The sequence below is a fragment of the Pectinatus frisingensis genome (assembly GCF_014076555.1).
In the GTDB taxonomy this organism is placed as follows: Bacteria; Bacillota; Negativicutes; order Selenomonadales; family Selenomonadaceae; genus Pectinatus; species Pectinatus frisingensis.
The window spans coordinates 2659905-2685935 of the sequence record NZ_CP045424.1; the positions used below are offsets into that span (position 1 = coordinate 2659905).

The 26031-nt window shown below is 39.4% G+C and carries 21 protein-coding genes, 5 tRNA genes and 3 pseudogenes; 16 read left to right on the forward strand and 13 right to left on the reverse strand.

Annotated elements, in window-relative coordinates:
- The first annotated feature begins 186 nt into the window (after positions 1 to 186).
- Positions 187 to 537 carry a helix-turn-helix domain-containing protein gene (locus tag F8M42_RS12500; RefSeq protein WP_182187051.1) on the forward strand — a complete coding sequence of 117 codons (351 nt, stop codon included), beginning with the start codon at positions 187 to 189 and terminating at the stop codon, positions 535 to 537.
- Between the two features lie 165 nt (positions 538 to 702).
- A complete protein-coding gene (locus F8M42_RS12505) occupies positions 703 to 1125 on the forward strand; it encodes a GNAT family N-acetyltransferase (protein WP_182187053.1) in 423 nt (140 codons plus the stop codon).
- 123 nt (positions 1126 to 1248) lie between these two features.
- On the opposite strand, the pseudogene F8M42_RS12510 reads toward F8M42_RS12505, so the two are convergent.
- A pseudogene (locus F8M42_RS12510) lies at positions 1249 to 1471 on the reverse strand (integrase core domain-containing protein); the annotation flags it as partial.
- The gene (locus tag F8M42_RS12515) at positions 1450 to 1695 is read right to left on the reverse strand and encodes a hypothetical protein (protein ID WP_182187055.1); all 246 of its coding nucleotides are present in this window, start codon (positions 1693 to 1695) and stop codon (positions 1450 to 1452) included. The gene F8M42_RS12515 and the pseudogene F8M42_RS12510, both read right to left, overlap by 22 nt.
- Before the next feature lie 596 nt (positions 1696 to 2291).
- On the opposite strand from F8M42_RS12515, the pseudogene F8M42_RS12520 reads away from it, so the two are divergent.
- Positions 2292 to 3478 (forward strand): annotated as a pseudogene (locus F8M42_RS12520) (IS256 family transposase).
- A gap of 51 nt (positions 3479 to 3529) precedes the next feature.
- On the opposite strand, the pseudogene F8M42_RS13695 reads toward F8M42_RS12520, so the two are convergent.
- The 10 genes and pseudogenes from F8M42_RS13695 to F8M42_RS12565 form a co-directional block, all read right to left on the reverse strand.
- Positions 3530 to 3673 (reverse strand): annotated as a pseudogene (locus tag F8M42_RS13695) (transposase); the annotation flags it as partial.
- A gap of 184 nt (positions 3674 to 3857) precedes the next feature.
- Positions 3858 to 4337, reverse strand: a complete 480-nt coding sequence (locus F8M42_RS12525; protein WP_196596004.1) for a DUF1003 domain-containing protein — start codon at positions 4335 to 4337, stop codon at positions 3858 to 3860.
- A gap of 361 nt (positions 4338 to 4698) precedes the next feature.
- Entirely contained in the window at positions 4699 to 6042 is a 1344-nt protein-coding gene (gene dnaB, locus F8M42_RS12530; protein ID WP_182187057.1) for a replicative DNA helicase, read from the reverse strand.
- Positions 6043 to 6088: 46 nt separating this feature from the next.
- Positions 6089 to 8038: a Lon family ATP-dependent protease gene (gene lonC / locus F8M42_RS12535; RefSeq protein WP_182187059.1), complete on the reverse strand. Its 1950-nt coding sequence runs from the start codon at positions 8036 to 8038 to the stop codon at positions 6089 to 6091.
- 147 nt (positions 8039 to 8185) lie between these two features.
- Positions 8186 to 8632, reverse strand: a complete 447-nt coding sequence (gene rplI, locus F8M42_RS12540) for a 50S ribosomal protein L9 (protein WP_182188755.1) — start codon at positions 8630 to 8632, stop codon at positions 8186 to 8188.
- Entirely contained in the window at positions 8583 to 10616 is a 2034-nt protein-coding gene (locus F8M42_RS12545) for a DHH family phosphoesterase (protein WP_182187061.1), read from the reverse strand. The genes rplI and F8M42_RS12545 overlap by 50 nt, the downstream gene beginning before the upstream one ends.
- A 14-nt stretch (positions 10617 to 10630) precedes the next feature.
- Positions 10631 to 11587: a YybS family protein gene (locus F8M42_RS12550; protein ID WP_182187063.1), complete on the reverse strand. Its 957-nt coding sequence runs from the start codon at positions 11585 to 11587 to the stop codon at positions 10631 to 10633.
- A 257-nt stretch (positions 11588 to 11844) separates the two neighbouring features.
- Positions 11845 to 13191, reverse strand: a complete 1347-nt coding sequence (locus F8M42_RS12555) for an amino acid permease (RefSeq protein ID WP_182187065.1) — start codon at positions 13189 to 13191, stop codon at positions 11845 to 11847.
- 29 nt (positions 13192 to 13220) lie between these two features.
- Positions 13221 to 14135 carry a Ppx/GppA phosphatase family protein gene (locus F8M42_RS12560; RefSeq protein WP_182187066.1) on the reverse strand — a complete coding sequence of 305 codons (915 nt, stop codon included), beginning with the start codon at positions 14133 to 14135 and terminating at the stop codon, positions 13221 to 13223.
- Between the two features lie 39 nt (positions 14136 to 14174).
- Positions 14175 to 14933: a sulfite exporter TauE/SafE family protein gene (locus tag F8M42_RS12565; RefSeq protein WP_229711356.1), complete on the reverse strand. Its 759-nt coding sequence runs from the start codon at positions 14931 to 14933 to the stop codon at positions 14175 to 14177.
- Positions 14934 to 15083: 150 nt separating this feature from the next.
- Between F8M42_RS12565 and F8M42_RS12570 the strand changes: the two genes are divergently transcribed.
- Positions 15084 to 15160, forward strand: a tRNA-Pro gene (locus tag F8M42_RS12570).
- 81 nt (positions 15161 to 15241) lie between these two features.
- Here the strand turns inward: F8M42_RS12570 and F8M42_RS12575 are convergent.
- Positions 15242 to 16507, reverse strand: coding sequence for a diaminopimelate decarboxylase family protein (locus tag F8M42_RS12575; RefSeq protein ID WP_182187069.1), 1266 nt, complete (start codon positions 16505 to 16507; stop codon positions 15242 to 15244).
- Positions 16508 to 16931: 424 nt separating this feature from the next.
- Here F8M42_RS12575 and F8M42_RS12580 point away from each other — a divergent pair, with 424 nt between their 5' ends.
- From F8M42_RS12580 to F8M42_RS12635, 12 genes are all read left to right on the forward strand, one after another.
- Positions 16932 to 18119, forward strand: coding sequence for an LCP family protein (locus tag F8M42_RS12580; protein WP_182187071.1), 1188 nt, complete (start codon positions 16932 to 16934; stop codon positions 18117 to 18119).
- A 98-nt stretch (positions 18120 to 18217) separates the two neighbouring features.
- A tRNA-Glu gene (locus F8M42_RS12585) sits at positions 18218 to 18292 on the forward strand.
- 5 nt (positions 18293 to 18297) lie between these two features.
- Positions 18298 to 18373, forward strand: a tRNA-Val gene (locus F8M42_RS12590).
- A 5-nt stretch (positions 18374 to 18378) separates the two neighbouring features.
- A tRNA-Asp gene (locus F8M42_RS12595) sits at positions 18379 to 18455 on the forward strand.
- 42 nt (positions 18456 to 18497) lie between these two features.
- Positions 18498 to 18573 (forward strand) — tRNA-Phe (locus F8M42_RS12600).
- A 119-nt stretch (positions 18574 to 18692) separates the two neighbouring features.
- Complete coding sequence (gene purB / locus F8M42_RS12605; protein WP_182187073.1) at positions 18693 to 19985, forward strand: adenylosuccinate lyase; 1293 nt, start codon at positions 18693 to 18695, stop codon at positions 19983 to 19985.
- Positions 19986 to 20083: 98 nt separating this feature from the next.
- On the forward strand, positions 20084 to 21370 hold the full coding sequence (locus F8M42_RS12610) for an adenylosuccinate synthase (protein ID WP_182187075.1): 1287 nt from the start codon (positions 20084 to 20086) through the stop codon (positions 21368 to 21370).
- A 48-nt stretch (positions 21371 to 21418) separates the two neighbouring features.
- Positions 21419 to 21937 (forward strand): YcxB family protein, encoded by a 519-nt coding sequence (locus tag F8M42_RS12615; protein ID WP_182187077.1) that lies wholly within the window; start codon positions 21419 to 21421, stop codon positions 21935 to 21937.
- 11 nt (positions 21938 to 21948) lie between these two features.
- Complete coding sequence (locus F8M42_RS12620; protein WP_182187079.1) at positions 21949 to 22422, forward strand: YcxB family protein; 474 nt, start codon at positions 21949 to 21951, stop codon at positions 22420 to 22422.
- Positions 22423 to 22436: 14 nt separating this feature from the next.
- Entirely contained in the window at positions 22437 to 22967 is a 531-nt protein-coding gene (locus F8M42_RS12625; protein WP_182187081.1) for a beta-class carbonic anhydrase, read from the forward strand.
- A gap of 315 nt (positions 22968 to 23282) precedes the next feature.
- Positions 23283 to 25670: a DNA gyrase subunit A gene (gyrA, locus tag F8M42_RS12630; RefSeq protein WP_182188756.1), complete on the forward strand. Its 2388-nt coding sequence runs from the start codon at positions 23283 to 23285 to the stop codon at positions 25668 to 25670.
- 27 nt (positions 25671 to 25697) lie between these two features.
- Positions 25698 to 25913 carry a DUF2905 domain-containing protein gene (locus tag F8M42_RS12635; protein WP_182187083.1) on the forward strand — a complete coding sequence of 72 codons (216 nt, stop codon included), beginning with the start codon at positions 25698 to 25700 and terminating at the stop codon, positions 25911 to 25913.
- The last annotated feature ends 118 nt before the right edge of the window (positions 25914 to 26031 follow it).

The window sequence follows — 26031 nt, forward strand, 5'->3', positions numbered from 1 at the left end:
ATAAAATTCGCATTGTGCTAGTTGATAAAATAATTAACTTTACAAAAAGGTTCAACAGGCTATCCTTCTAAGTATCTAACCAAAAAGAAGTGTAGCAAATGTTGAACCAATTTAAAATCATTTACACACTTTACTTGACAATCGGGGATGTGGACAAAAAGTTGGACTCTAATGGAGGAGATCTAGATGCAATTTTCATTAGAGCAGAAATATAGAGCTTTGCAGCTGTACGATGAGAAAAAATCGGTTACCAAGGTAATTACTCAATTAGGATATCCAATGCGCCAAACTATGTATCGCTGGTTATGGAAGAAAACAGTTCCACCTAAGCCACCAAAGAAACGGCGTCAATTCATCAATACAACAGAACATCCACTGCATCCTTCTTTGGAAGCAAAATTGGAGATTCTTCACCGTTGCTTTGAGTTAGGAGAAAATGTAAAATTAGTGTCAGAAGAAACCGGTTATTCAAGACCGTCTATATATTTATGGCGGCAACATTGCCGTGCCTGTATTATTTCTTTTTCAGTTGATTGAAAAAGGCAATCGCAGTATTTATTTCCTTAAATTTCGCAGCTGCAGGTGCAGCTGAAACTAAGATTTTGATTCATGCAAAGAGGGAATAAGCTGGTTCCTGAAATAGTAGAGAAATTTCAATTGAGAGGATGAATTTGAATCATATAGAGAAGGAGAGACGAGTAAGTGATACGAGAAGCTGTTTTGGATGATGCTGAAGAAATATGCAGGCTTTGTTCGAATGATTTAGGATATGACTGCAAAGAAGATTATGTTAAGGCGAGATTGACCCATTTGAATAGGGATCGCGAATGTGTATTTGTCGCGGAGATGGAGCAGAAAATTGTTGGATTTATTCATGTAGAGCGATATGAACTTCTGTATTTACCGGTTATGGCTAATATATTAGGTTTGGCGGTTTCGAGCCTCGCGCGTAGGCAGGGCGTAGGCGCGAAGCTAATAGATGAGGCGAAGCAATGGGCTGCTCAAAACGATATTTCTACCATGCGATTAAATTCAGGGAAAGCAAGAACTGAGGCCCATGAGTTTTATCGGCGTAATGGGTTTGACCACGAAAAAGAGCAGATACGATTTATTGCGAAGATATAACGTGTCATTTGATATATTTTTTCCACGGAGGAACGGTATATTAGGTTAGTAGAGACATACAAAGAAAGCGTGAGCATCTTATGAAGAAATGTAGTGGTCAAGCTTTTTTGTAACACTTGTGGCTTAATAATTGCTAATTTCTGTTCTGGCTTCAAACGGAGTCTTGTATCCGTTATATGAGTGCGGTCGCACATGGTTGTACCAAATATAGGCAAATTCATCGACAGATGCGTACAAGATAGTCATGCAGGTAAATTAATTCGTTCTTCAACGTATTGAAATAGCGCTCCATAGGAGCGTTATCGTAAGGATAGCCAGCTTTACTCATGCTCTGGGTAATCCCCATATATAGAAAAACAAACCTGTCAGTAAAAATAAAATTAATATTGGCAGCATATAATAACTAAGCAGCGTATCAATAAAAATTTTATCAAAAGTAAAATAACTATCACTATGCATCAAATCATACTTATTGATAATAGCAATATCATTAGCTGTTAAAGTACGTATATTTTCCAAAACATCTTTTTGATCACTCTTAGACAAAGTATTATAAAATTTATCACTCATAGGCTGCCATGTTTGACTACCTTCAATGCCTAACTAATATGCATAATAAAAAACCTTATTATGCATATTATATGGATTACTAAAAAGCAACGAATATGGCATAATGCAAGCAATAATAATTGCAACAATTGATGGCGTAATTCTACTAAAAGTAAATAAAAACAACAACAATTTTTCATTTTTAAAATGTAAAAAATACATTTTGGATTATAACTAAGACTCCTAGTATGCAAAATTTATTTGATAAGTATAGTAATAATAATATGTATGCTGTAAATAGAGATAAATATCGCTATCAGCTACAAAAGGCTTGTATAGCAAGTGGGCAGAGGTGGCAAGGTACGCATGGTCTACGGCATAATTTTGCTCAAAATTATGTCGGTAAGCTTACAAATACAGGTATTGATAAATTTACTGCGTGTAAGATAGTAAGCAGCTCAATGCAGCATCATCGATATTCCATTATTGATACGTATTTGAGATAAAAAAAGATAAGGTATAATATTTTTCGCAAAAACAAATAAGGAAAGACATGGTAACGGTCATTTGTTAGAATAAAGTTGCTGAACAAAACTCTACAAAGGAGACCGATTACCATGTCCAACAACATTATACAATTAAACGAGGATTTGATCAAAACGGAATTAAAAACCTTGGTTAAGCAGAGTGTTGAAGACACTTTGAATTCTCTACTTGATCAAGAGGCCCAACAGTTAACCAAAGCTGAAAAGTATGAGCGTACTGAAAAACGTAATGGCTATCGTTCAGGCCATTATACTCGCCAGTTACAGACTACTTCTGGTGAAGTAACTTTAAAAGTGCCTAAATTGAAAGGCATTCCTTTTGAAACGGCCATTATTGAGCGCTATCGTCGCCGTGAAAGCAGTGTTGAGGAAGCACTAATCGAAATGTACCTAGCGGGTGTTTCTGTACGGCGAGTTGAGGATATAACTGAGGCGCTATGGGGATCAAAAGTATCACCAGGAACAATCAGCAATTTGAATCAAAAAGCGTACGTACATATCGAAGAATGGCAAATCGCAAGCTTACCAGTGAAAAATATCCTTATGTTTTTGTTGACGGAATTTATCTCAAACGTAGTTGGGGTGGCGAGTTTGAAAACATTGCTATCCTTGTTGCCATTGCTGTAAACCGCGATGGCTATCGCGAAGTAATCGGCGCAGCTGAAGGTATGAAAGAAGATAAAGAAAGCTGGAAAGATTTTTTGCGTTCACTACGCGAACGTGGCCTAAAGGGAGTACAGCTTGTCATAGGAGATAAATGCCAGGGTATGTGCGAATCCGTTACTGAAATATTTCCAGAGGCTAAATACCAGCGCTGCAGCGTACATTTTTTTCGTAACATTTTTTCTGTAGTACCAAGAACCAAAGGAAAAGAAGTAGCTCGAATGCTAAAAGCAATTCATGCCCAAGAAGATAAAGCCGCGGCTTTGGAAAAAGCAGCACATGTGGCAGAAAAGCTCAAGGAAATGAAACTGGCAAAAGCTGCTGAAAAATTAACGACTGGAATCGCTGAAACCTTAACCTATATGGATTTTCCTGAAGAGCATTGGAAGAAAATCCGAACTAATAATACGATTGAGCGGCTCAACCGTGAAATTCGCCGTCGAAGCCGTGTTGTTGGTACTTTTCCAGACGGAAACAGTGCGTTAATGTTGGTTTGTGCCCGCCTGCGGCATGTCGTTAACAGCCAATGGGGTAGCAAATTATATATGAACATGAAACACTTAGACAGCTATAATGCTGAGAAAGTGTTAGGCTAATTCCGACTATGACGGTTACCTATGAATTTGCGAAACAATATTGACAGTACCATATTTCGTTATAGTTTTCGTATTTTCCCCTACAGTATCAACATAATATTCCTTACACCAAAATTCACGCTTTTTATATGTGAATTTTGTATTACCAAATTTCTAAAATATCATTAAACCGCTTTCCCCTTTTAAATGTCCCATAGCCTATTCGGGGTGATATACTATCCAGTAAATGTTTCTCTTAGTATTGAAAACAGTGTATGCACATCCTATAAAGCAAAAACACGGCAACAGCGGCAAAAAATATATCAAGACTGGCACATGTGATATGATGTACTAGATAAAATTAAGGAGTGGTTTAGTAAGAATAAATATTGTCATTTTTTTATTTATCTGATGCTATTTCGTCTAATTTTTCGGCAATTTCCCTAAGTAACAAATCGTGATGCACCTGATGCTGCATCATAGTTCTCAATTCTTTTTCTGATTTAATGTTAATATGATAATCTGACTCTGCTGTTAATCTATCCTTCGCTGCCTGCCTATTTTGACTCATCATTATGATTGGTCCTGTATAAGCTGCTTCAAACGACAGCATTAAATTCAACAAAATAAATGGATATGGATCCCACGCAAGAAAAAAACTGCGATTTTCCGCATATTGGTAAACTAAATATGCATTTATCCCCATCCACGCAATAAACAACATTGTCTGAATGATAATAAAAGTCCAGCTGCCTACAATTTTAGCTACCATATCGGCCGCTTTTTGTCCAAATGTTAAATTTTCTCTGAATTTCTTATTAACATTAACCGGTTGATGATTTTCGTGCGAATATCGGCTCGACGGTCCTAAAAAATCCACATTATCATCTCCTAAAATTAAAAATAAATATTTATAATTTTATTATTCTATTTTTTTGCATACTAGACCTTTTATAGTCGGCAAAAACCATCCCTAATGTTAATAATGCTTCTCGATATACATAGGTTCTATATTGTCTAAGATACCTTATACCTTATACATCATACATATACTTATATTATTTATATATCAAAAACCGCCTGAGCAAGTGTATTTATGCCCAAGCGGCCGGTTTAAAGCGACGCAGTTTCCTGTGCGGTAACCCACAATTCCACCAGTTCTGCGTTTAATGATTGTATTGACAAAATCGTTATAAAAATTCTGTTTATCCTGACAGCAGAATTTTTATCCAACCTTTAGTTTATTGCTGCTGCGGCATTTGGTCATGAGCCAGGTTGCCAAAGCGGGTAAATTCCTTCTGGAAATACAGCTGTATTGTATCGACCGGTCCGTTACGGTGTTTAGCAATAATTACATCAGTGATATTCTTGTTCTCTGTATCGGGATCGTAGTAATCTTCCCGGTACAAAAACATCACTATATCGGCATCTTGTTCTAATGAACCAGATTCACGCAAATCACTAAGCATCGGTTTTTTTATCTGCCGGGCTTCAACACTGCGGCTAAGCTGCGATAGAGCAACTACCGGAACATTCAGTTCACGTGCCAGTGCCTTCAGTGAGCGTGAAATTTCCGAAATTTCCTGCTGACGATTATCACCTTTCCCGGCACTGCGCCCTTGCATTAATTGCAAATAATCAATTATCAGCAGGGAAAGTCCCTTTTCCAATTTCAGACGGCGAGCCTTAGAGCGAAGTTCCATTATACTTATCCCTGGCGTATCATCAATAAATATCGGTGCTGAAGATAAGCGATCAGCAGCGCTTATCAAGCGCTGCCAATCATCATCTAAAAGACCGCCGGTACGCAGTCGCTGGGAATCAATAGCTCCTTCCGAGCATAACATTCGCTGTACCAATTGTTCCTTGGACATTTCTAAGGAAAAAAAAGCCACCGGTTCTTTTTTCCGCACAGCCGCATGAGTGGCTATATTTAATGTAAATGCCGTCTTCCCCATACTCGGACGGGCAGCTACCAATATTAAGTCAGACGGTTGAAACCCTGATGTGAGCTTGTCAAGGTCTTTAAACCCAGTCGATAATCCCGTTATCCCGCCTTTAGCTTCGTGCATCTGTTCAATCTTACTGAAAGTATCCAATAAAATAGTTTTTATCGGTATAAAATCACCCACAGTACGATTAGAAGCCACATCCAGAATCATTTTTTCCGACTTATCAAGTACCGTATCAACTGCTTCATCATCTTCATAACCCATGGCTGCAATCGAAGTAGCTGTATTTATCAATGCCCGCAGCTGCGCCTTTTCCTTGACTATCTTAGCGTGGTAGGTAATATTGGCTGCCGTGGGTACATTATTGGACAAAGCCGTCAAAAATGTAATACCGCCGACCTTTTCCAATTGATTTGACTTTCTAAGCTGTTCCGTTACTGTTATTAGATCTACTGGATCATTACGATTAAAAATTTCCAACATCGTTGCAAAAGTTATGCGATGTGCTTCCCTGTAAAAATCAGTGTCGATAAGAATTTGTGCTGCTTCTGCTATAGCATCACGGGAGATCATCATCGCCCCTAATACTGACTGTTCAGCCTCAATATTTTGTGGGGGAACTCTATCTATCAATCTGTACACTCCTTCCAATCGATTTCATCACTATCTATGTCTTTCACTAATCAACCAGCAGTTGATCCAAAGCATCCTGTGCCGTCTCAATAGTATAAATTTCCAATCCCAGCAGATCAGGCGGAATATCCTTTTCATTTTCCTTGGGAATGACCAGTCTGGTCATTCCTGCCTGCTTTGCTCCATAAGCTTTTTCAAAAACTCCGCCAACCGGTCTGACTTTTCCTTGTATTGATATTTCACCGGTAACAGCAGTATCCTGCCGAATTTTTTTACCGGTTAATGCTGATATCAAAACTGTTAATATCGCAGTTCCGGCAGAAGGTCCATCAATATTACCGCCGCCGATCACATTAATATGAATATCATAATCATGTACATCCTTACCAGTCAATTTACGTACAACAGCAGCTGCATTAAATACCGAATCCTTTGCCATACTTCCTGCCGTATCATTAAACCGCACAGTACCGCGACCTTTTTTCAGACAGGGAAATGCTACTGCTTCAATTTCAATAACGGACCCGATAAAGCCCGCTACCCCAAGGCCAAATATTTTTCCTACCTGCGGTTCATCAGAGGCTTTTTTTGTGATAAATGGCGATAAGCGGCTGACTTGTGCAACATGATAAATATCCTCCATAGTTATGACAATATCTTTAACTGCATCAGCATTTTTCTGCAGTGCCAGACTGTAGGCATCTGCTAAAATATTAATTGCCTTGCGGCCTTCTATAGTATACTCGCTTATCGTTGCCGCAACATTATCAGACAATGTCACTTTCAATTTATCAGCAGCATTTTTTACTATTTTTTCGATATGCTTAGGAGTAAGTGGTTCAAAATAAATCTCAGCACAACGCGACCGTAATGCCGGATTGATATAAGCCGCATCTCTGGTAGTCGCTCCAATTAAGACAAAGTCAGCCGGAGCTCCTTCCTCAAATAATTTACGTACATATTTGGGAACAGCCGGATCTGTTGGATCATAATAAGCCGATTCAAAATAAGCCCGCTTGTCTTCTAATACTTTCAATAACTTATTTTGCAGCATCTCATCCATCTCTCCAATTTCATCGATGAATAAAATACCACCATGCGCGTCTGTAACCAGACCCGGTTTAGGTTCAGGTATGCCACTGTCAGCTAAATCTTTACGTGCCCCCTGATAAATAGGATCATGTACTGAACCCAGCAAGGGATTAGTCATATCACGTGGATCCCAGCGCAGTGTAGTACCGTCAGTTTCTATAAAGGGAGCATCTTCGGTGAAAGGTGTATATTTTTCCTTGCAAGCTGCATCCAGAACTAAACGGGCCGCAGTGGTTTTACCTACTCCTGGTGGTCCATAGAGTATCAAATGCTGTGGATATGGTGAACTTAGTTTTGCTTTTAATGCATTGACCGCTCGTTCCTGACCAATTATTTCCTCAAGTGATTGCGGACGAAGAAGCTCCATCACCGACTGAGTAAGATGTATTTTCTCCAGTGAATTAAGTGCATCATATTTTGCCTTAGACTGTGGTGAATCTTCATCAGTTTGCTCCTCCTTAAGCACCTGCATACGAATATCTTCCACATAATCTTGATGATTTTCTTCTATTTTTTCTGCAATACGCTTTTCAATCTTGTCCTCCATATTGCGCCGTGCAATTATATCGGCAATCTTTTCCGTCATTGCCCCCAAAATTCCCGGGATTTCCTTGTCAGACGGCAAGGTATCCAGTGTTGGGTCCTCATAGACAATTTTTTGCAGTGCCAACACTCGTTCATTGTATTTTTTAGAACGCAGTAAATTAATGGCATCAAGCTTGCCTGCCTTTAATACCAACTTTTCCGATCCCATTATATCAACAAGTATATTATACACAGCATCAACATCTTTAGCGGTAGTGTTTATAGCAGATAATTTTCCGGCGTTTTCTTCCTGCCTCGTCTGCGAAAAATCTGCATTTTTTTTGCTGAAATGTTTTTGCCAAAATTTTTTTAATGACATAATCTTTCCTTTATCAAAATTTAATTTTCTGAATGAAGTTTTTATGATGCTTTGAACCTAACAATCACAGCAATATTTTTTTCATCATTTCGATAAAAATATCCGCTCTCATTGTCAATATGACAGCGGATATTCTGACTGTGATTTTTATTTAGTAACTATATGAACCTTTATATTGGCCGTTATCGTTGGATGAATTTTTATCACTGCTGTATAATCACCCGCACTTTTAATATCACCCTTTATTTCAATTTTGCGTTTATCCATGTCAATGTTAAAGTCCTTTTTTAATACATCTGCAATATCTTTACCCGTAACCGAGCCAAACAGCTTCCCATTTTCACCGGTACGCACAGGAATACTAATTTCTACCTTTTCAAGCTGTGCTGCCATTAAGCGGGCTTCATCCGCAGCTTGCTGCTGTTTCCTCTGCTTAGAAGCTTTTTGGGCTTTGGCCACATTCATATTTGCAGCAGTGGCTTCAATCGCAATATTTTTCGGCAAAAGGAAATTTCTGGCGTAACCTTCTGATACCTCAATGATATCACCTTTTTTGCCTACTTTTTTCAGATCCTGTTCGAGGATTATTTTCATCATTATCAACCTCTTCTATTATTTTTTGTGCTAATTCAACAGCCTTAGCCTTTATTTCTTCAAGATTACCATCTTTGACCTGGGCTCCGGCAACATTCAAATGCCCCCCGCCGCCAAATGCCTCCATGAGAATTTGCACATTGAGTTCACCAAGCGAACGAGCACATATTCCCACAGTATTAGGCGGCAGATGAAAAAATACCAAACTCATTCGTGCCTGATCAATGCTAAGTAAATAATCCGCTATCTGAGCCGAAATTATTTGTATATTAGGAGCATCATCCGGGCATATGGAAATTACTAGTCCGCCATCAAAAAATTTCGATTGTGACACTGCTCTGGCTTTAGCCAGATTAGTAGTATAATCAGTGCGGAAAAGCTGGCTCACCATTTGCGGATCAGCACCATTGCGTCGCAAATAAGCAACTGCATCAAAAGTCCGCACCCCAGTTTGAATCTTAAAATTTTTTGTATCGACAAGAATTCCTGCATATAGGGCTGTGGCGTCTATATTGGAAATCAGCGGATCATCGCTGAAATACATCAACAGTTCTGTTACGAGTTCACTCGTAGATGATGATGAAGGTTCAATATATATCAACAGGGAATTTTTTATTACGTTTTCCGAGCGGCGATGATGATCGATAACTACAACATTTTTAATATCATTTAACAATTCCTGTCCAGCCACAAGATGTGGTATATGTGTGTCGACCACGAATAGTACCGGATTTACCGCTATGATTTTCAAAGCCTCTTCTTGAGTTATGAATACACCTGCATAGTCAGCACTATCTTTTATTAAATCCGTAAACTTATCTATTCCTTCATTCATATCACTTAAAATGATATGAACCTGTTTTTTCATAAATTTTGCCATAGCTGCAACCCCTATAGCTGCACCCAGGCTGTCAAAATCTTCATTATGATGTCCCATTACAAATACGACATCAGCTTTTTCAATTATTTCACGCATAGCATGAGCTACAATGCGTGATTTTACCCGTGTATGTTTTTCAATTGCTTTTGTCTTACCACCAAAGAACTTAACTTTACCATCTATATTAACCGCGACCTGATCTCCACCGCGTCCTAACACCAAGTCAAGATTTGACTGAGCCAGAGCACCGAGATCTTCCATCGTCATATCTTCTCGTGCTTCGACTAAGCTGATGCTAAGTGTTATGGGAAACTTATTAGGTCCGCGCATAGCCCGCACTCGATCTAGAACATCAAATTTACTGGATACGGCCAATTCCAGCATATGGTGCTCAATAAGTATAACATACAGATCATCATCTAAACGCCGCAAAAATCCATTTAATGAATGTGCCCATTTATCGAGTATACTATTAGCCTCAAATAAAATTGAAGTACGCTGTGCTTCGCTTAATCCCTGCATAGCATCGTTATAATTATCTATCTGGATATAACCGAACAGCACCATATGTGCTGCTGTAGTACGCTTAAATTCTTCTGGTTTTGTCACATCGGTTATATAAAGTGCCATTAGTCCATTTAAATCTGTGTTAGTAGATACAGGCCGATACTTTAGCAAATAAAATTTGTTATCATTATTAAAAACGGTTTCACCAATTTGTCCCCAAAACGGTTCAAGACTCAGGCTTGGCCAGAATTCGTGAATCACCGTCCCCAGTTCCGGTTTTTTCCCCAGCCATCTTTCCAATTCATTGTTATGCCATTCCAAGCGACTGTCACGGTCAACTATTAAAATCACCTGCGGTAAATGTTCCAATGCCAGATTTGACAGTTCATTAACATTTTTTATCACATTTTGATAGTAATCAGCCAGTGATTTTTGGCGGTCATTATTGCGTTCCCTCAGAAACAACAGCAGACAAACCAATAACATCAAACCGGCCACGGCCAAATACACATTGTAGCACAAAATAGTAAGCAATAACCCGGCAATAATAACCAGTGTAATACAAATATCTATCCATGAAGATAATCTGCGCGGCATAACTATACTCCTTATTAAATATTACGCCCTTTAGTAAAGCGCGCCCTATAATCAAAAATCATATCAAACAGGCCGACATACATGAAAATTTCCATAAAGGGTGTAAATATGACAAGAACCATTATCATTATTTTAGGTGCGGTAGGTAATTTAAAGTGCTGTAATGCACAATATAACAGTGACAACCCTTGTAACCGACAAAACATGGATGAAAAATAATTTATATTAAATGACACATTATATAATAAACTTATGTCCCGGGTACTTCCCCAGTACATTCCTACCAAAGAAAATCCGAATAAAAACAAAAATATTATCGGCATATGCCATTGTGCAAAAGCAGGCAGACCGGCCAGTGTTCTTTCTCCTAATCTTTTCAAAAGACGCTGCGTCAAAATAAAATTGACAAAGGCACTGCCCACTGCTGACAGTGCAATTCCTGCTGGCAACGACAGCATAATAAGCTTGACAATTTTTTCTATTTGCCCGGACTGAGATTGAATATCAGCATCCGTCAACCCCATTGTCTTATAAATCTCAATTGATGCCTGTGTTGCCGTGTTCAACGCGGTTTGAAAATCTGTCAGAAAGTTCACTCCCATAATTAAAAACGCTGCGCCAAGGGCAAGTGCTATTGAAATCAATGATGCTGCTATAGTTATTATCAAATTCTTTGTTGGTGAGAAACGGCGAAAACCAATGCCCAATGCCGGACTTACAAAAATCGTCACAGTTATAACTGTAACTGCCGAATAAATGCCAAAAACACTGCCAGCTATCAAGGCAGAAGCCGCTATAGAAATAACGCCCCAACGCAACCCGTGACGAAAAATATTTACTGCAATAGGTATCGGCAATATATACAGCAAAAAAAAGAACATCGGCAGGGCCGTGCCCATTATCGCCATGATGATGGTAACAGCTGTCAGCATGGCACTTTCAACAAGCGGGCGTGTCGTACGATTTATCATTATACATTCCTCTCGGGATGAAAATATGAGGGATAATAATTCCACATAAGATCATCAAAATATCAGTAATCTTTATAAATAAAACTATGCCATATATTCAAACATTTATTATAATATACTTTTGAAACTTATGCAAAAAACGAACCATATTCCTCTTAAATTATCATTATCATGATACGACATGGATTTTTAGCCTTCGATCATAACGATTTTTCCATATACACTGATAGCGTCAGTACCAGCCCCACTTTGTGCAGTCAACTTGTGCGCACTTTTTTTATTTTATAGCCAATATAAATAATCAAGAGCCAAATTGGGCAAAGATAAACCGCTAAACGATAATCGGGCATAATAGCCATCGTTATGCCAATAGCAAGAAAATAGATTATGCCGGCATAATTCAGCCAAGGGAAAAGCGGCATTTTATATGACAAATCATTTACCCGACTGCCAATTTTCTGCCGAAATTTAATCTGTGTATATAATATCATTATCCAGTTTATCAATGCAGCGATAGTCGCGATTGACATTACATAATTAAATACCTCTTTAGGAGCGAAATACGTAATAACCACAGCTATACCGACAAAAAAAGAAGAAAACAATACCGCCGTCCACGGAACTCCATTTCTGGAAAGTTTTCCCAAAAAAGCCGGCGCATTATGCTGTATAGCCAAACCATGCAGCATTCTGGCGTTGCTGTATAAACAACTATTATAAGCAGAAAACACACCGGTTAAAACTATTATATTTAAAACTGATGCCGCTGCAGGAAACCCGATAGCAGAGAAAATTTCCACAAACGGACTGCCATTCAGTCCCACTTTATCCCAAGGATAAATAGTTACCAGAACAAACATTGAACCGACATAGAATAATAAAATACGTCCAATAATAAGATTTATTGCCTTAGGAATAGTTTTTTTCGGTGTTTCGGCTTCTCCAGCCGTTATGCCAATTAATTCCGTACCACCAAAGGAAAAAGTGACAACAACAAAAGACAGCATCATCCCCCACAATCCCTTAGGCAAAAAACCTCCATTGTCAAATAAATTATGCAGTCCTATAGGCGCACCGACACCGACGCCAAAAAATATCATGAGTACACCAAAAATTATCATTAACACTATTGCTGCGACTTTTATTATCGCTCCCCAAAACTCTATTTCCCCGAAAGACCGGACATTTGTCAGATTTATGATATTTACCAGTATAAATAAAACCGCCCCCGATATCCACATCGGTAAATCGGGGAACCAGTGATTCATGTAAATACCAATTACTGAAACTTCAACCATTGATACAGCTACATAATTAAACCAATAATTCCAGCCGGACAAAAAACCAGCAAAATCTCCCCAGTAATCATAAGCATATGTGCTGAATGATCCCGAAACCGGATTATCAACCGACATTTCCCCTAATGCTCTGACCACAAAATAAATGAATATACCGCCTATTAAATAGGATATCATTACCGCCGGGCCGACCAATTGAATAGTACTGGCCGAACCATAAAACAACCCTGTACCGATAGCACATCCTAAAGCTATCATTTGAATGTGACGTTCCTTCAAACCTCGTTGTAAATTATTTTCCTCCATCGAATTTATCAATCCTTCTCTTAATAAAATTACTGTTCGGCACTGATGATCTGGTCATAAATATAACCTTCCCGCATTCCCGTGTCACTATACGTCAGTTGTTCTGCCTGAAAATACCGGCAGATAATGTCTATAATTACCATCCCCGGTACAATTGTCTGCAGTCTATCCGGCACAGATTTCAAAAGCATTATTATATCTTTTTCCTGCACAGCTGTATCCCGCATATATTTTTTTATCATCGTAATAAAATCTGCCGTTTTTAACATCATATTGTCATCGTTACACTGAAACAGATGATTATATAAAATCCGCATGCTTTTTATTGTACCGCCTATCCCGCAAATATACGGAGCAGGTGGTACTATAAAACCATCCGCCTTCTTTAAGGCATCTGTCACATATCTTTCCATATCATTGACTTCCGCACTGCTCGGTAAAAAATCTTCAACAAAATCAGTGTGTAAGGAAAGTGCCCCTAATGGCAAACTAATTTTTTTCTCTATATTTTTATCTATATAATAAATAAGCTCCGTACTGCCACCGCCCACATCAATAATCAGGCCTGTCGGAACATCCACTCCATGCATTACACCAATAAAATCAAAAGCAGCTTCCTCATCACCGGTTATCACCCGTATTGCTATTCCGGTACGTTTTTGCAGTTCATCGACCACAGCCCGGCTGTTTTTTACATTACGAATTGCTGCAGTAGCAAACGCTGAAACATTTTTTATATGAAAATCAGCCAAAAAATCACGAAATTCATTCAAACTGCCACAAGCTTTATCTATACCCTGCTGCTGCATCAAATTATTTTTAACATAACCTGCCAGCCCTATTAAATACTTTTTTTTCGTAAGCATCTCAATTTTTCCATACTCAATATTATATATTGCCATTCTTATCGTACTTGAGCCAATATCAATCACTGCATACAGCATTTTATTCTCCCCCAGGCATTATCATCATATACTAATTCATTATTTAAACAAATCCCATACTTGCTTGCCAATCAAAGAAATCGTCATAATAACAAACAACGGCTTTACATAAACCGCTCCGCGTGACAGTGCCGCTTTAGTACCACAGTATGCCCCGGCTATCATTGCTATCCCCATTGGGACAGCATAATGAAAATAAACTTGACCAAAATAAACAAAGGTAATCATTGCTGCGAAATTACTGGCAAAATTCAGCACTCGCGCATTTGCTGCCGCCCCAACAAAATCAAGCCCTATATAAAGAAATGCAAACATCAAAAATGACCCTGCTCCCGGTCCAAAAAAACCATCATAGAACCCTAATATAAAAGCCAGTGAAGTACTGACAAGAAGGATTTTTTTCGTCACACCATTATAAGAAACCGATTGCCCCCAATTTTTGCGGCACAACGTGTAAATGGTGATCAGCACCAACAAAACCACTACAAGCGGTCGTAAAAAATCAGCCGGTATTTGCCGTACCACAATTACCCCACAAAAAGACCCCACTAAAGACAAAGGAAATAAGTACTTTATAAGTCCCGTCGTCACTTTTCCGCTTCGCATGTAAGTCACAGCACTGGTAAAAGACCCCATAACCGATGCCATTTTATTAGTTGCCATGGCCGCAACAGGATCAATACCCGTAAGTAAAAGTACAGGCAGCGATATTATCCCTCCACCGCCGGCTATTGCATCAACAAAGCTGGCAATAAATCCACCGCATATCAAAAATAATATTGTATTGAGATCATCCAAAATAAAATACTGCCCCCATATCATTTATTAAATATACTCCATTTACTAATTTGCTCCCAACAGTATATTTCCTTTAAAATAAATTTTGTTAAAATTAATTTGAAAAATACATTGACAAGCATCTATAAATTTAATATACTATTTAACGTTCGGGGCATGGCTCAGTTTGGTAGAGCACCTGGCTTGGGACCAGGGGGTCGCAGGTTCGAATCCTGCTGCTCCGACCAATTTTTAAATATAATGCTGTAAGCGCAGTTTTTTGTTTTACCCTCTTGTCAATTTGGCAGGAGGGTTTTTCATTCATAAATTTATTTGTCCATTATACTGCCGGAAAAACCTGTCAGTGTGGCAAAATAATCATCTATTGTCTCTGCCCGGCGGATCAGTTCAACCGTTCCGTCAGTTCTGATTAATAATTCAGCACTGCGCAGTTTGCCATTATAATTAAATCCCATTGAATGCCCATGTGCCCCCGTATCATAGATGATAACCTTATCACCAATGGATATTGGCGGCAATTTACGGTTAATAGCAAATTTATCACAGTTTTCACAAAGTGAGCCTGTTACATCATATGTGCATGTACATGGTTCATTTTCCTTACCGACAACAGTCATATGATGATATGCGCCGTACATTCCCGGACGCATTAAATTGGCCATTGATGCGTCAAGACCAATATAATCCTTATATGTCTTTTTTTCATGCAGGACAGTAGCCACCAAATAACCGTACGGACCCGTTATTGCCCGGCCTGATTCAAAAGCTATCTGTGTCTGTACTAATCCGGCGGGAATCAATATTTTTTCATAAGCTTTTTTAATGCCTTGGCTTACAGCTTCAATATTTACTTCCTTCTCTTCTGGTCTATAAGGAATGCCTATACCGCCGCCCAAATTGATAAATTCCATTGCTATACCCAGTTTTTCCTTCAATTCTACAGCCAGCTTAAACATCATTTCAGCCGTGGCAATAAATGCACCGTCATGCAGTTCATTGGAAATTACCATTGTATGCAGGCCAAATCTTTTTAATCCCTTTTCCTTCATTATTTTATAAGCGGCAAACAATTGTTCTTTCGTCAAACCATACTTTGCTTCTTCCGGTTTTCCGATTATGTCATTGCCCTCAATTACGGGACCCGGATTATAACGAAACGAAATTACTTTTGGCAGTCCGGCATTTTTTTCCAAGTACTCAATATGTGAAATATCATCTAAATTTATTATTGCCCCGAGTTCGATAGCTTTTTGAAATTCATCTGCCGGAGTATCGTTAGATGTCAACATAATACTCTCACCGGTGATCCCCGCTTTATCAGCCAATATCAGTTCAGGTAAAGAGCTGCAGTCAGCACCGGCGCCTTCCTGTCTTAGTATTTGCAGCAGCCGTGGATTTGGTGCTGCCTTTACTGCATAATATTCGCGAAATCCCGGTGCCCAGTCAAAAGCTTTGAACAACCGTCTAATATTCAAACGAATCGCTCTTTCATCATAGATATGAAATGGCGTTGGATATTTTTTTATAATTTCTTCGAGTTTCTCCGCTGTTAATGGGAAATTTTTTTTTGCCATTAAATGTTCCTCCATTTTAATAATCTTTACTGAAGCAATTACTCGGTCTGTTTTACCTGCGGCAGCAACTCACTTTAGTTAAACTGCACCTTTTATATACAACAGCCACAAAACACCGGGATCTGCCGTACGAACGGCAGCGACCTCATAAAAACGGCTGCATATGACGGTTCCGTCATACCGATGTGTTGATAATTATAACATTGTGCAAAAAAAACTGTCAATTTAAAATGACAGTAGCAGCACAAGGAAATTGTCATATTGTAAATTTATCCCAATATCGTAATGTTAATTGGCAAAAATTTTTTCAATTAATAATTAAATATATTGCGTTAAATAAAAACAGAATTTATAATAAGAACAACATTTTTTATCACTGTGTTTGATTAATTCACACAAATTACATGATTATTGGAGTATTGATATGCAAAGAAAGAAAAGGAAGTATTCCCCCTTAATTATATTACTGCTGGTATTTGCCGCTGCTGCTGCCTGCGGCGCTGTTTTTGCAGGCTTTTTTGATGATACACCTAAAGCAGCTAAGCAAGATGGTATGCTTGTAGCATCCGACAAGGCAACGGTCATGATAATGGGCGTTGATTCAAGAGACGGTGATGTCGGCAGAAGTGATACACTGATGGTTGCAACCATTGATCCCAAAAAAAAGCAGGCCGCTTTACTATCTATTCCACGTGATACACGCGTCAAAATCCAAGGTCACGGCTGGGACAAAATAAATGCAGCTTATGCTTACGGTGGTCATAACCTTACCCGGCAGACAGTGGAACAGTTTTTGGGGGTTCCAATGGATCATTATGTAATAATCAATATGGAAAGTTTTCAAAAAATAATTGACGCCATCGGTGGTGTCGACATTGATGTAGAAAAACGCATGATATATAATGATCCCTGGGATGACAACGGTGGTCTGCATATTGATTTAACTCCCGGCATGCAGCACATGGATGGAAAAACAGCTATCACCTACGTACGTTATCGTGATGAAGAAGGGGATATCGGCCGGATAAAACGGCAGCAAAAATTTATGAAAGCCGTTATGGATAAAGTACTTTCCCCATCAATCATTCCCCGCATACCGGCAATTGTTGCTGAAATATTTGAAACTGTAAAAACCGACATGTCAATACGTCAGTTACTTGCTTTTTTTGGTTCCCTGCGCGAGGCCCAAAACAATGGATTAAAATCCGAAATGGTTCCTGGTATTCCTATGTATATTGATGGCATAAGCTACTGGATACCAGATATAACTAAATTGCGCAGTGCCCTGGCTGATACACTTGACATCGACATGACACCATCCATGCGTGCATCTATGGAACGGACCAACAGTGAATATAAGGATTCCATCCCATCAACGGCCCGGGAAATTCCTGCTGATGATCCGGCAATAGGCCGTTTACCGGATACACCACATATCACCAAATCAACCGGTGATGAAAATAAATTAAAAAAATCCGACAAAACTTCTACTGTCCCTAAAAGTGAATTAAAAGAACCTTCTGCCGGTCAGGACGCAGCAGACCATACCCAACAAAATTCACCAGCCGGAACTGCGCCTTCTCGCGGCAATCAGTCGATTGGTAAAAACTAATCAATTAGTAAAAAAATCGACAAAACGCTTGCATTTTATTTTCAATTATGATAAAATCATTTTTGCTCGTAACTGATAGTTCTATAAATAAGAGTATCGGCGCCTTCGTCAAGCGGTTAAGACACCGCCCTTTCACGGCGGGTTCATGGGTTCGAATCCCATAGGCGTCACCATATTCGGGCGATTAGCTCAGCTGGGAGAGCGCTTGCCTTACAAGCAAGATGTCAGCAGTTCGATCCTGTTATCGCCCACCAATCACGGCCCGGTAGTTTAGTTGGTTAGAATGCCGCCCTGTCACGGCGGAGGTCAGGGGTTCAAGTCCCCTTCGGGTCGCCATTTGAATATAAATAACATGGCTTGCCATGTTATTTTTTATATGCCTCGGTAGCTCAGTCGGTAGAGCAGGGGACTGAAAATCCCCGTGTCAGTGGTTCGATTCCGCTCTGAGGCACCATCTGTTTGGACAATTTAGCCGGCCTGCCAGTTTAAAATTGACATGGTAGTCGGTCAATGCTATGATATACGGGGATAAAGTCCCCGTATATTTTTTTGTCATAGGAGGAACCCTGCCAAATGATTGAACGTTATACCAACCCAGAAATGGGACATATCTGGACACTTCAACATGAATTTGAAGTGATGCTTGACGTGGAAATAGCAGCTTGTGAGGCAATGGCTGATCTCGGAGAAATCCCTAAGGAAGCAGCCAAAAATATTCGAGCCAAGGCAAAATTTGATCTGCCACGCGTAAAAGAGATTGAAAAAGTTACCAATCATGACATTATTGCTTTCCTTACCAACGTTGCTGAATACGTAGGTGATGATTCCAAATATATCCACAAGGGACTTACTTCAAGTGATGTAAAGGATACCGCACTTGGTATTATGATGAAAAAATCAGCTGACATAATTATTGAAGATATCAAAAAATTGCGTGAAGTCTTATTACGCCGTGCCAATGAACATCGTCATACGCCCTGTATCGGCCGCACTCACGGCATCCATGCCGAACCGATGACTTTAGGACTGAAATTTGCTCTTTGGTATTCGGAACTGGGCCGCGACTTAGAACGTATCGAACATGCCCGCAAGATTGTATCGGTGGGTAAATTATCAGGTGCTGTAGGTACATATTCTAATATTGATCCCCGCATTGAAGAATTGGTGTGCAAAAAGCTGGGGCTTACACCTGTACCGCTGGCTACACAGGTGGTACAACGTGACCGTCATGCCGAATATATGACAATGCTTGCCATTACTGCCAGCTCTTTAGAAAGATTTGCTACAGAAATCCGTAATTGGCAGCGCACCGATATTCGCGAAGCTGAAGAATATTTCAGTCCCGGTCAAAAGGGATCTTCTGCCATGCCGCATAAACGCAATCCTATAACCTGCGAAAGAATCTCAGGTCTGGCCCGGCTGGTCCGCGGCAATGCATTAGCATCAATGGAAGATATAACATTATGGCACGAACGCGATATTTCTCATTCTTCCGTTGAACGTGTAATACTGCCTGACAGTACAATTATCGTTGATTATTGCTTACGCAAATTTACTAACATAATAGATAAATTACTCATCTACCCTGATAATATGATGAAAAACATGAATAAAACCGGTGGTCTTATCTACAGTCAGCGTATCATGCTGGCAATTGTAAATAAGGGTGTCCTGCGCGAAGATGCTTACAAATGGGTGCAGCGCAATGCAATGCGCCGTTGGCTGGAAGGCGAAGATTTTCGCTCCAACATAGAAAAAGATCCTGATATTATGCATTACCTCACCAAAGAAGAAGTGGACAGCTGTTTTGATTATAAATGGTTCCTGCGTCATGTTGATATGATATTGAGCCGCTTTGGCATTTAATACCAACACTTTAATTTATCCAAACTATTCTACCATGAATGACTATTTGAATGAATTTTAAACCTGCAGTTTTACTGCTATAGAAAGAGGGATTCTATATGTCAACAGTCGTTGTTACAGGCACACAATGGGGTGACGAGGGAAAAGGCAAAATTGTTGATTATCTTGCTGAACAATCTGATATCGTTGTGCGTTATCAAGGCGGCAGCAATGCCGGACATACTGTAAGCGTCGGCGGCAAAGAATTTAAATTACGCCTCATGCCTTCAGGTATATTATACAAGGGGAAAAAATGTATCATTGGTGATGGTGTCGTTTTTGATCCCGAAGTGCTTCTATCCGAAATAGAAAACCTAAAAAAAGAAGGCATAGAAATTGCCGACTATCTGATTTCCAATCGGGCACAAGTAGTTATGCCTTATCATCGTTTAATGGATGGTTTGGAAGAAGACAACCGCGGCCATGCCAAGATCGGCACCACTAAGCGTGGTATTGGTCCTTGCTATATGGACCGTGACAGAAGAATCGGTATCCGCATGTGTGATCTCATCGATGATGAAGTATTTGCCGCTAAACTAAAAACTAATCTTGAAACCAAGAACCGTGAACTGGAGATACTTTACGGACAACAGCCACTCAGTTATGAAAAAATATTAAAGGAATACCGCGGCTATGCGGATAAACTTCGTCCCTTTATAATCGATACTCCTTCATATCTTAACAAAGCAGTCCGGGACGGCAAAAAAGTCCTGTTTGAAGGAGCCCAAGCCACAATGCTTGATATCGACTATGGTACATACCCTTATGTTACCGCTTCACATCCGATTGCCGGTGGCGTATGCGTGGGTGCCGGAATCGGTCCAAGAAACATCAACACTACGGTCGGTGTTGTAAAGGCTTACTGTACCCGCGTTGGTGAAGGTCCATTCCCAACAGAACAACTCAATGAGATTGGCAATAAAATCCGCAATGTAGGTCATGAATTTGGCACCGTTACAGGGCGTCCCCGTCGTACCGGCTGGCTCGATGCATGTGTTGTAAAATACGCCGGATATCTAGGCAGTCTGGATTATCTTGCCATCACCCGGTTAGATATTCTGGATCATTTTGATGAAATAAAAATGTGTGTAGCTTATAAATATAATGGCAAAATAATTGACGAAATGCCCGCCAACCTGCGTATTCTCGGTAAAATAGAACCGGTATATGAAACTTTTGCCGGATGGAACACCGATACATGCGCTATCAGGAAATACGAAGATTTGCCTAAAGAAGCGCAAATATACCTAAAACGACTGTCCGAAGTCACTGATGTAAAAATCGGTTTTGTATCAGTTGGTCCTAACCGTGATCAAACAATTGTCTGTGCTCACAATATATTTTAAGGATAAAACGGCATTGCATATTTTTATACAGTGCCGTTTTTTAGCAAAATGATGAATACTAACTTCTCTACTGAAACCCGTCTTACCAAACAGCTTTGTTTTGCTGCTGCCAGATATCTGATATGGCACAACATCGTTTTTCAATTATTTTTCGTCTTAGGTATTATTTTGACTGCTATATGTCCACTTTACATCATAAATGGTTATTCCTTCATTCAGGCATTTTGGGCTGACGTTGCTTTTATTCCCGGTATATTCCTTATCGCTGCACTCGGAACTGCACCGTGGTTTATCGGCAAAAATTTCTATAAAAAAGACGGTGACTGCATCATTAAAATGACTTTTAGTGATACCGGCATCGTCGTCAATAAGAATCATGAAATAATTAAATTGAACTATACGGATATAAAAAAATATCATCAAACCAGCCAATACTTTTTTATCTGGACAAGGGAACTTGATTCGATCATGTATGTAATTGCCAAAGACACTTTTACAGAAGGTACCCCCGCTGATTTCACCCTATTTTTGCGTACAAGACTTGGCCAAACCAAAATTAATGATTAGGACTAATGACAATGAATGAAAATTTTATTACGGAGACCCGCTTTAATCGTAAACTTTGCCGCGAATTTATTAGTTATGTAAACCTTCATAAACAGATATGGTTATATGCCCTGCTTCTCGTACTTGTAAGTATTCTTGAATACAGGAACAGCCATTCCATAGAACGTATCGGCTTGTTTGTCCTGGCAATGTTTCTGATGTATTTTGTTGCCAGCTATATCAGTATGCTTATTCTAGTCAAACGCAGCGGAAAATCCTTGAAAATACGTTTTTATGAACATCACATGTTTATAGAAACAGACACTAAACGAGAAAAAATACCATATAACACCATAAGTAAAATAGTTGAACGAGATACTTGTTTTTATCTGTTCCTGAAAAAAAATAAAGGTTCATTTATAATTGAAAAAAAAGGCTTTTCTAAAGGCAATGTCACCAAATTTTATAATTTTATGACAGATCATTTGTCAATAAAAGCCACATAAAGGGGTATCGGTATATGAGTATTGTCGATAAAATCTTAACTGCCAATAAGGCATTCATGAAATCTTCCCATACACCTATCAGCAAATTTCCCCAATACCATGCAGCAATTGTTACCTGTATGGACACGCGTTTAGTTAATTTTTTGGAACCGGCCGCGGGAATAGAGCGGGGTACTGTGAAAATCATAAAGACAGCCGGTAATACTGTAGGCAGTGATTTTAATGATGTAATAAAAAGTCTTATGATTTGTGTTTATGAACTCCAAGTAAAAGAAATAGTAGTTATCGGACATTATCAATGCGGTATGGAGAAAACCACTTCACAAGGTCTTGTCGATCATATGCGCATCCATGGCATCAACGATAATATTATCAATGATATTTTGCCGGATTTAAGAAACTGGGCCGATGCATTCCACACATCCTGCCAGAATGTTACGGAATCAGTTGCCAATATCAAAGCCAGTAAGTATTTACCCGATGATATACCTGTGCATGGCCTTATCATTGACCCGGACACCGGAAAAATTGATTTAATAAAATAATATTAATATCAAATAAAATCCTATAAAAACCCACTGTATCTATTTTGAGGACAATCGTAGTCTGATAGTGCAGCGGGCTTTTTAATAATGTTTTACCTGATCATTTGCCAAAATTGGACTTTTAGTTCGAAAAATGGTAATATATATGTGAATATTTATGCTCTCAAGCGGCTATTCTGCCGTTTATTATACATTTGAGGTGAGAAAGTGGCAGACGATTTTGATAAAAATAACGAGACTCCAAATCAAGATCAGGGAGGATCTAACCAACTGGGAAATTTAGGCAAGGTCATTCCTGTTAAACTTGAAGAAGAGATGAAAACCTCTTATATCGATTACGCTATGAGTGTTATCGTTACGAGAGCGCTGCCTGATGTGCGCGATGGATTAAAACCGGTTCACCGTCGTATACTGTACGCCATGCAGGAAGCAGGTATGGCATCGAATAAACCTTACAAAAAATCAGCACGTATTGTCGGGGAAGTTTTAGGTAAGTATCATCCGCATGGTGACACTTCGGTATATGAAACAATAGTACGCATGGCACAAAACTTTTCCTATCGTTATATGCTGGCTGACGGACATGGTAATTTTGGTTCCGTCGATGGTGATTCGGCGGCGGCAATGCGTTATACTGAAGTCCGTATGTCTAAAATAGCCGAAATAATGCTGTCCGACATTGATAAGGACACTGTCGATTTCATGCCTAACTATGATGAATCCTTAAAAGAACCTACTGTACTGCCTTCCAAAATGCCAAATCTTTTAGTTAATGGCTCTGCCGGCATTGCTGTGGGCATGGCGACTAACATTCCACCACACAATTTAGGCGAAGTTATTGACGGCATCTTGATGATGATCGATAATCCTGATGTGACTATTGCAGAATTGATGACCGCTATCAAGGGACCTGATTTCCCTACCGGCGGGTTGATTATGGGTACTGAGGGAATCATTTCCGCCTATACAACAGGCCGTGGTGCGGTAAAAATGCGAGCCTGCACCCATATCGAAGAAAAACCCAATGGTAAATCACGCATAATTGTCACAGAATTGCCCTATCAGGTAAATAAAGCCAGGTTGGTGGAAAAAATAGCGCAATTAGTCCGTGATAAAACCATAGAGGGAATTACCGGATTAAATGATGAATCTGATCGCAACGGCATGAGCGTTGTCATTGACCTGCGCCGTGATATCAACCCCGACGTAATTTTAAACCAGCTTTACCGTCATACTCAATTGCAAGATACTTTCGGCGTGATAATGCTGGCTTTGGTAGATGGACATCCACGGATACTGACTTTAACACAAATACTTAATTATTACATCAAGCATCAAGAAAGTGTTGTCCGTCGGCGGACACAATTCGACCTTGACAAGGCAAAAGCCCGTGCCCATATATTGGAAGGACTGACCATAGCCCTTGAAAATTTAGACGCAGTTATCTCCACTATCAGAAATTCCCGTACAGCCGATATTGCCAAGGAAAGTTTAACAGCTAATTATGGTCTCAGTGACAAACAAGCCCAGGCAATTCTGGATTTACGGCTGCAGCGTTTAACCGGTTTAGAACAGGAAAAAATTGAAGAAGAATATAAACAGGTTTTACAAACAATCGAAGAATTAAAAGATATTTTAGCCGATGAACAAAAAATCCTCAATATTATTAAGGAAGAACTTATTGAAGTAAAACATAAGTTTAATGACAAACGCCGTACTCAGATAACTCAGGACCTTTCGGAAATCAATCTGGCCGATTTAATTGCCGAGGAAGATATCGTAGTAACTATGACGCATAATAACTACGTTAAACGCCAGCCTGTAGCTGTTTACAGGAGTCAAAAGCGCGGTGGGCGCGGTGTAACAGGCATGGGAACCAAAGAAGAAGATTTTGTAGAAAATATGATAATAACCTCTACGCATAGAAAAATCCTTTTCTTTACCAACCGTGGCCGCGTATATCAATTAATGGGTTATGAAATTCCTGAATCAGGCCGGACTGCCAAGGGAACTGCCGTAATAAATCTTCTGCCGGTCGAACCAGGTGAAAAAATAACGGCTGTCATCCCCATAGATACTTTTGATGACCATAAATATTTATTTATGACTACTAAAAATGGTATCATCAAAAAAACTGTTCTCAGTGAATATGATACGGCCCGGAAAAAGACTGGTCTTATTGCATTATCCCTCGACGATGATGACGAATTAATTGCAGTAAAGCTGACCGACGGCGATCGCCAGGTGATTTTGGGTACTAAAAAAGGCTATGCTATTTCCTTTAAGGAAAGCGATGTACGTTCTATGGGACGCAATACACGCGGTGTCAAAGGCATTTCTTTACGCCCCGATGATGCCGTCATCGGCATGGATAATGTTCACAGCGGTGCCGAAGTCCTCACAGTAACACAAAACGGCTATGGAAAGCGCACTTCCGTTACGGAATATCGTCGTCAAACCCGTGGGGGTAAAGGTATAATCAATATTAAGGTTACTGCAAAAACCGGTGAAGTCATCGGTATAAAAGTGGTCCGCCAAGATCAGGAATTTATGTTGATAACAAATGAAGGTATCGTCATTCGTTCTGAAATCAATGGAATTTCCGTGATCAGCCGTAATACCCAGGGAGTAAAACTAATGAAAACAGAAGCTAATGACAGTGTCGCAGCCATGGCTGTATTTGATTCTGAAAATGATGCTTGATTTTCGTTATTTTAAAGGAGCATCCTGATGAATGATCTAGGAAAACTGATGATATATGCCGGTCTGATATTGATTATCGCCGGACTGATATTTCATTTTGGCGGAAAGTTTCTGCCGCTTGGTAAACTTCCCGGTGATTTCAAGTGGGAAAGCAAGGGGTTCGGTATATATTTTCCTCTGGCTTCCTCAATACTCATAAGTATATTATTAACTATCATTTTAAATTTATTCTCAAAGCATTGAACAATGCCCGGCAGTGTGAAAACATACTGCCGGGCATTTACTTACTGTTATTATCAATAAAAATATGATAGAATACTCGTATAGTTTATTATAAATTGCTGTTATATAATTCATATTT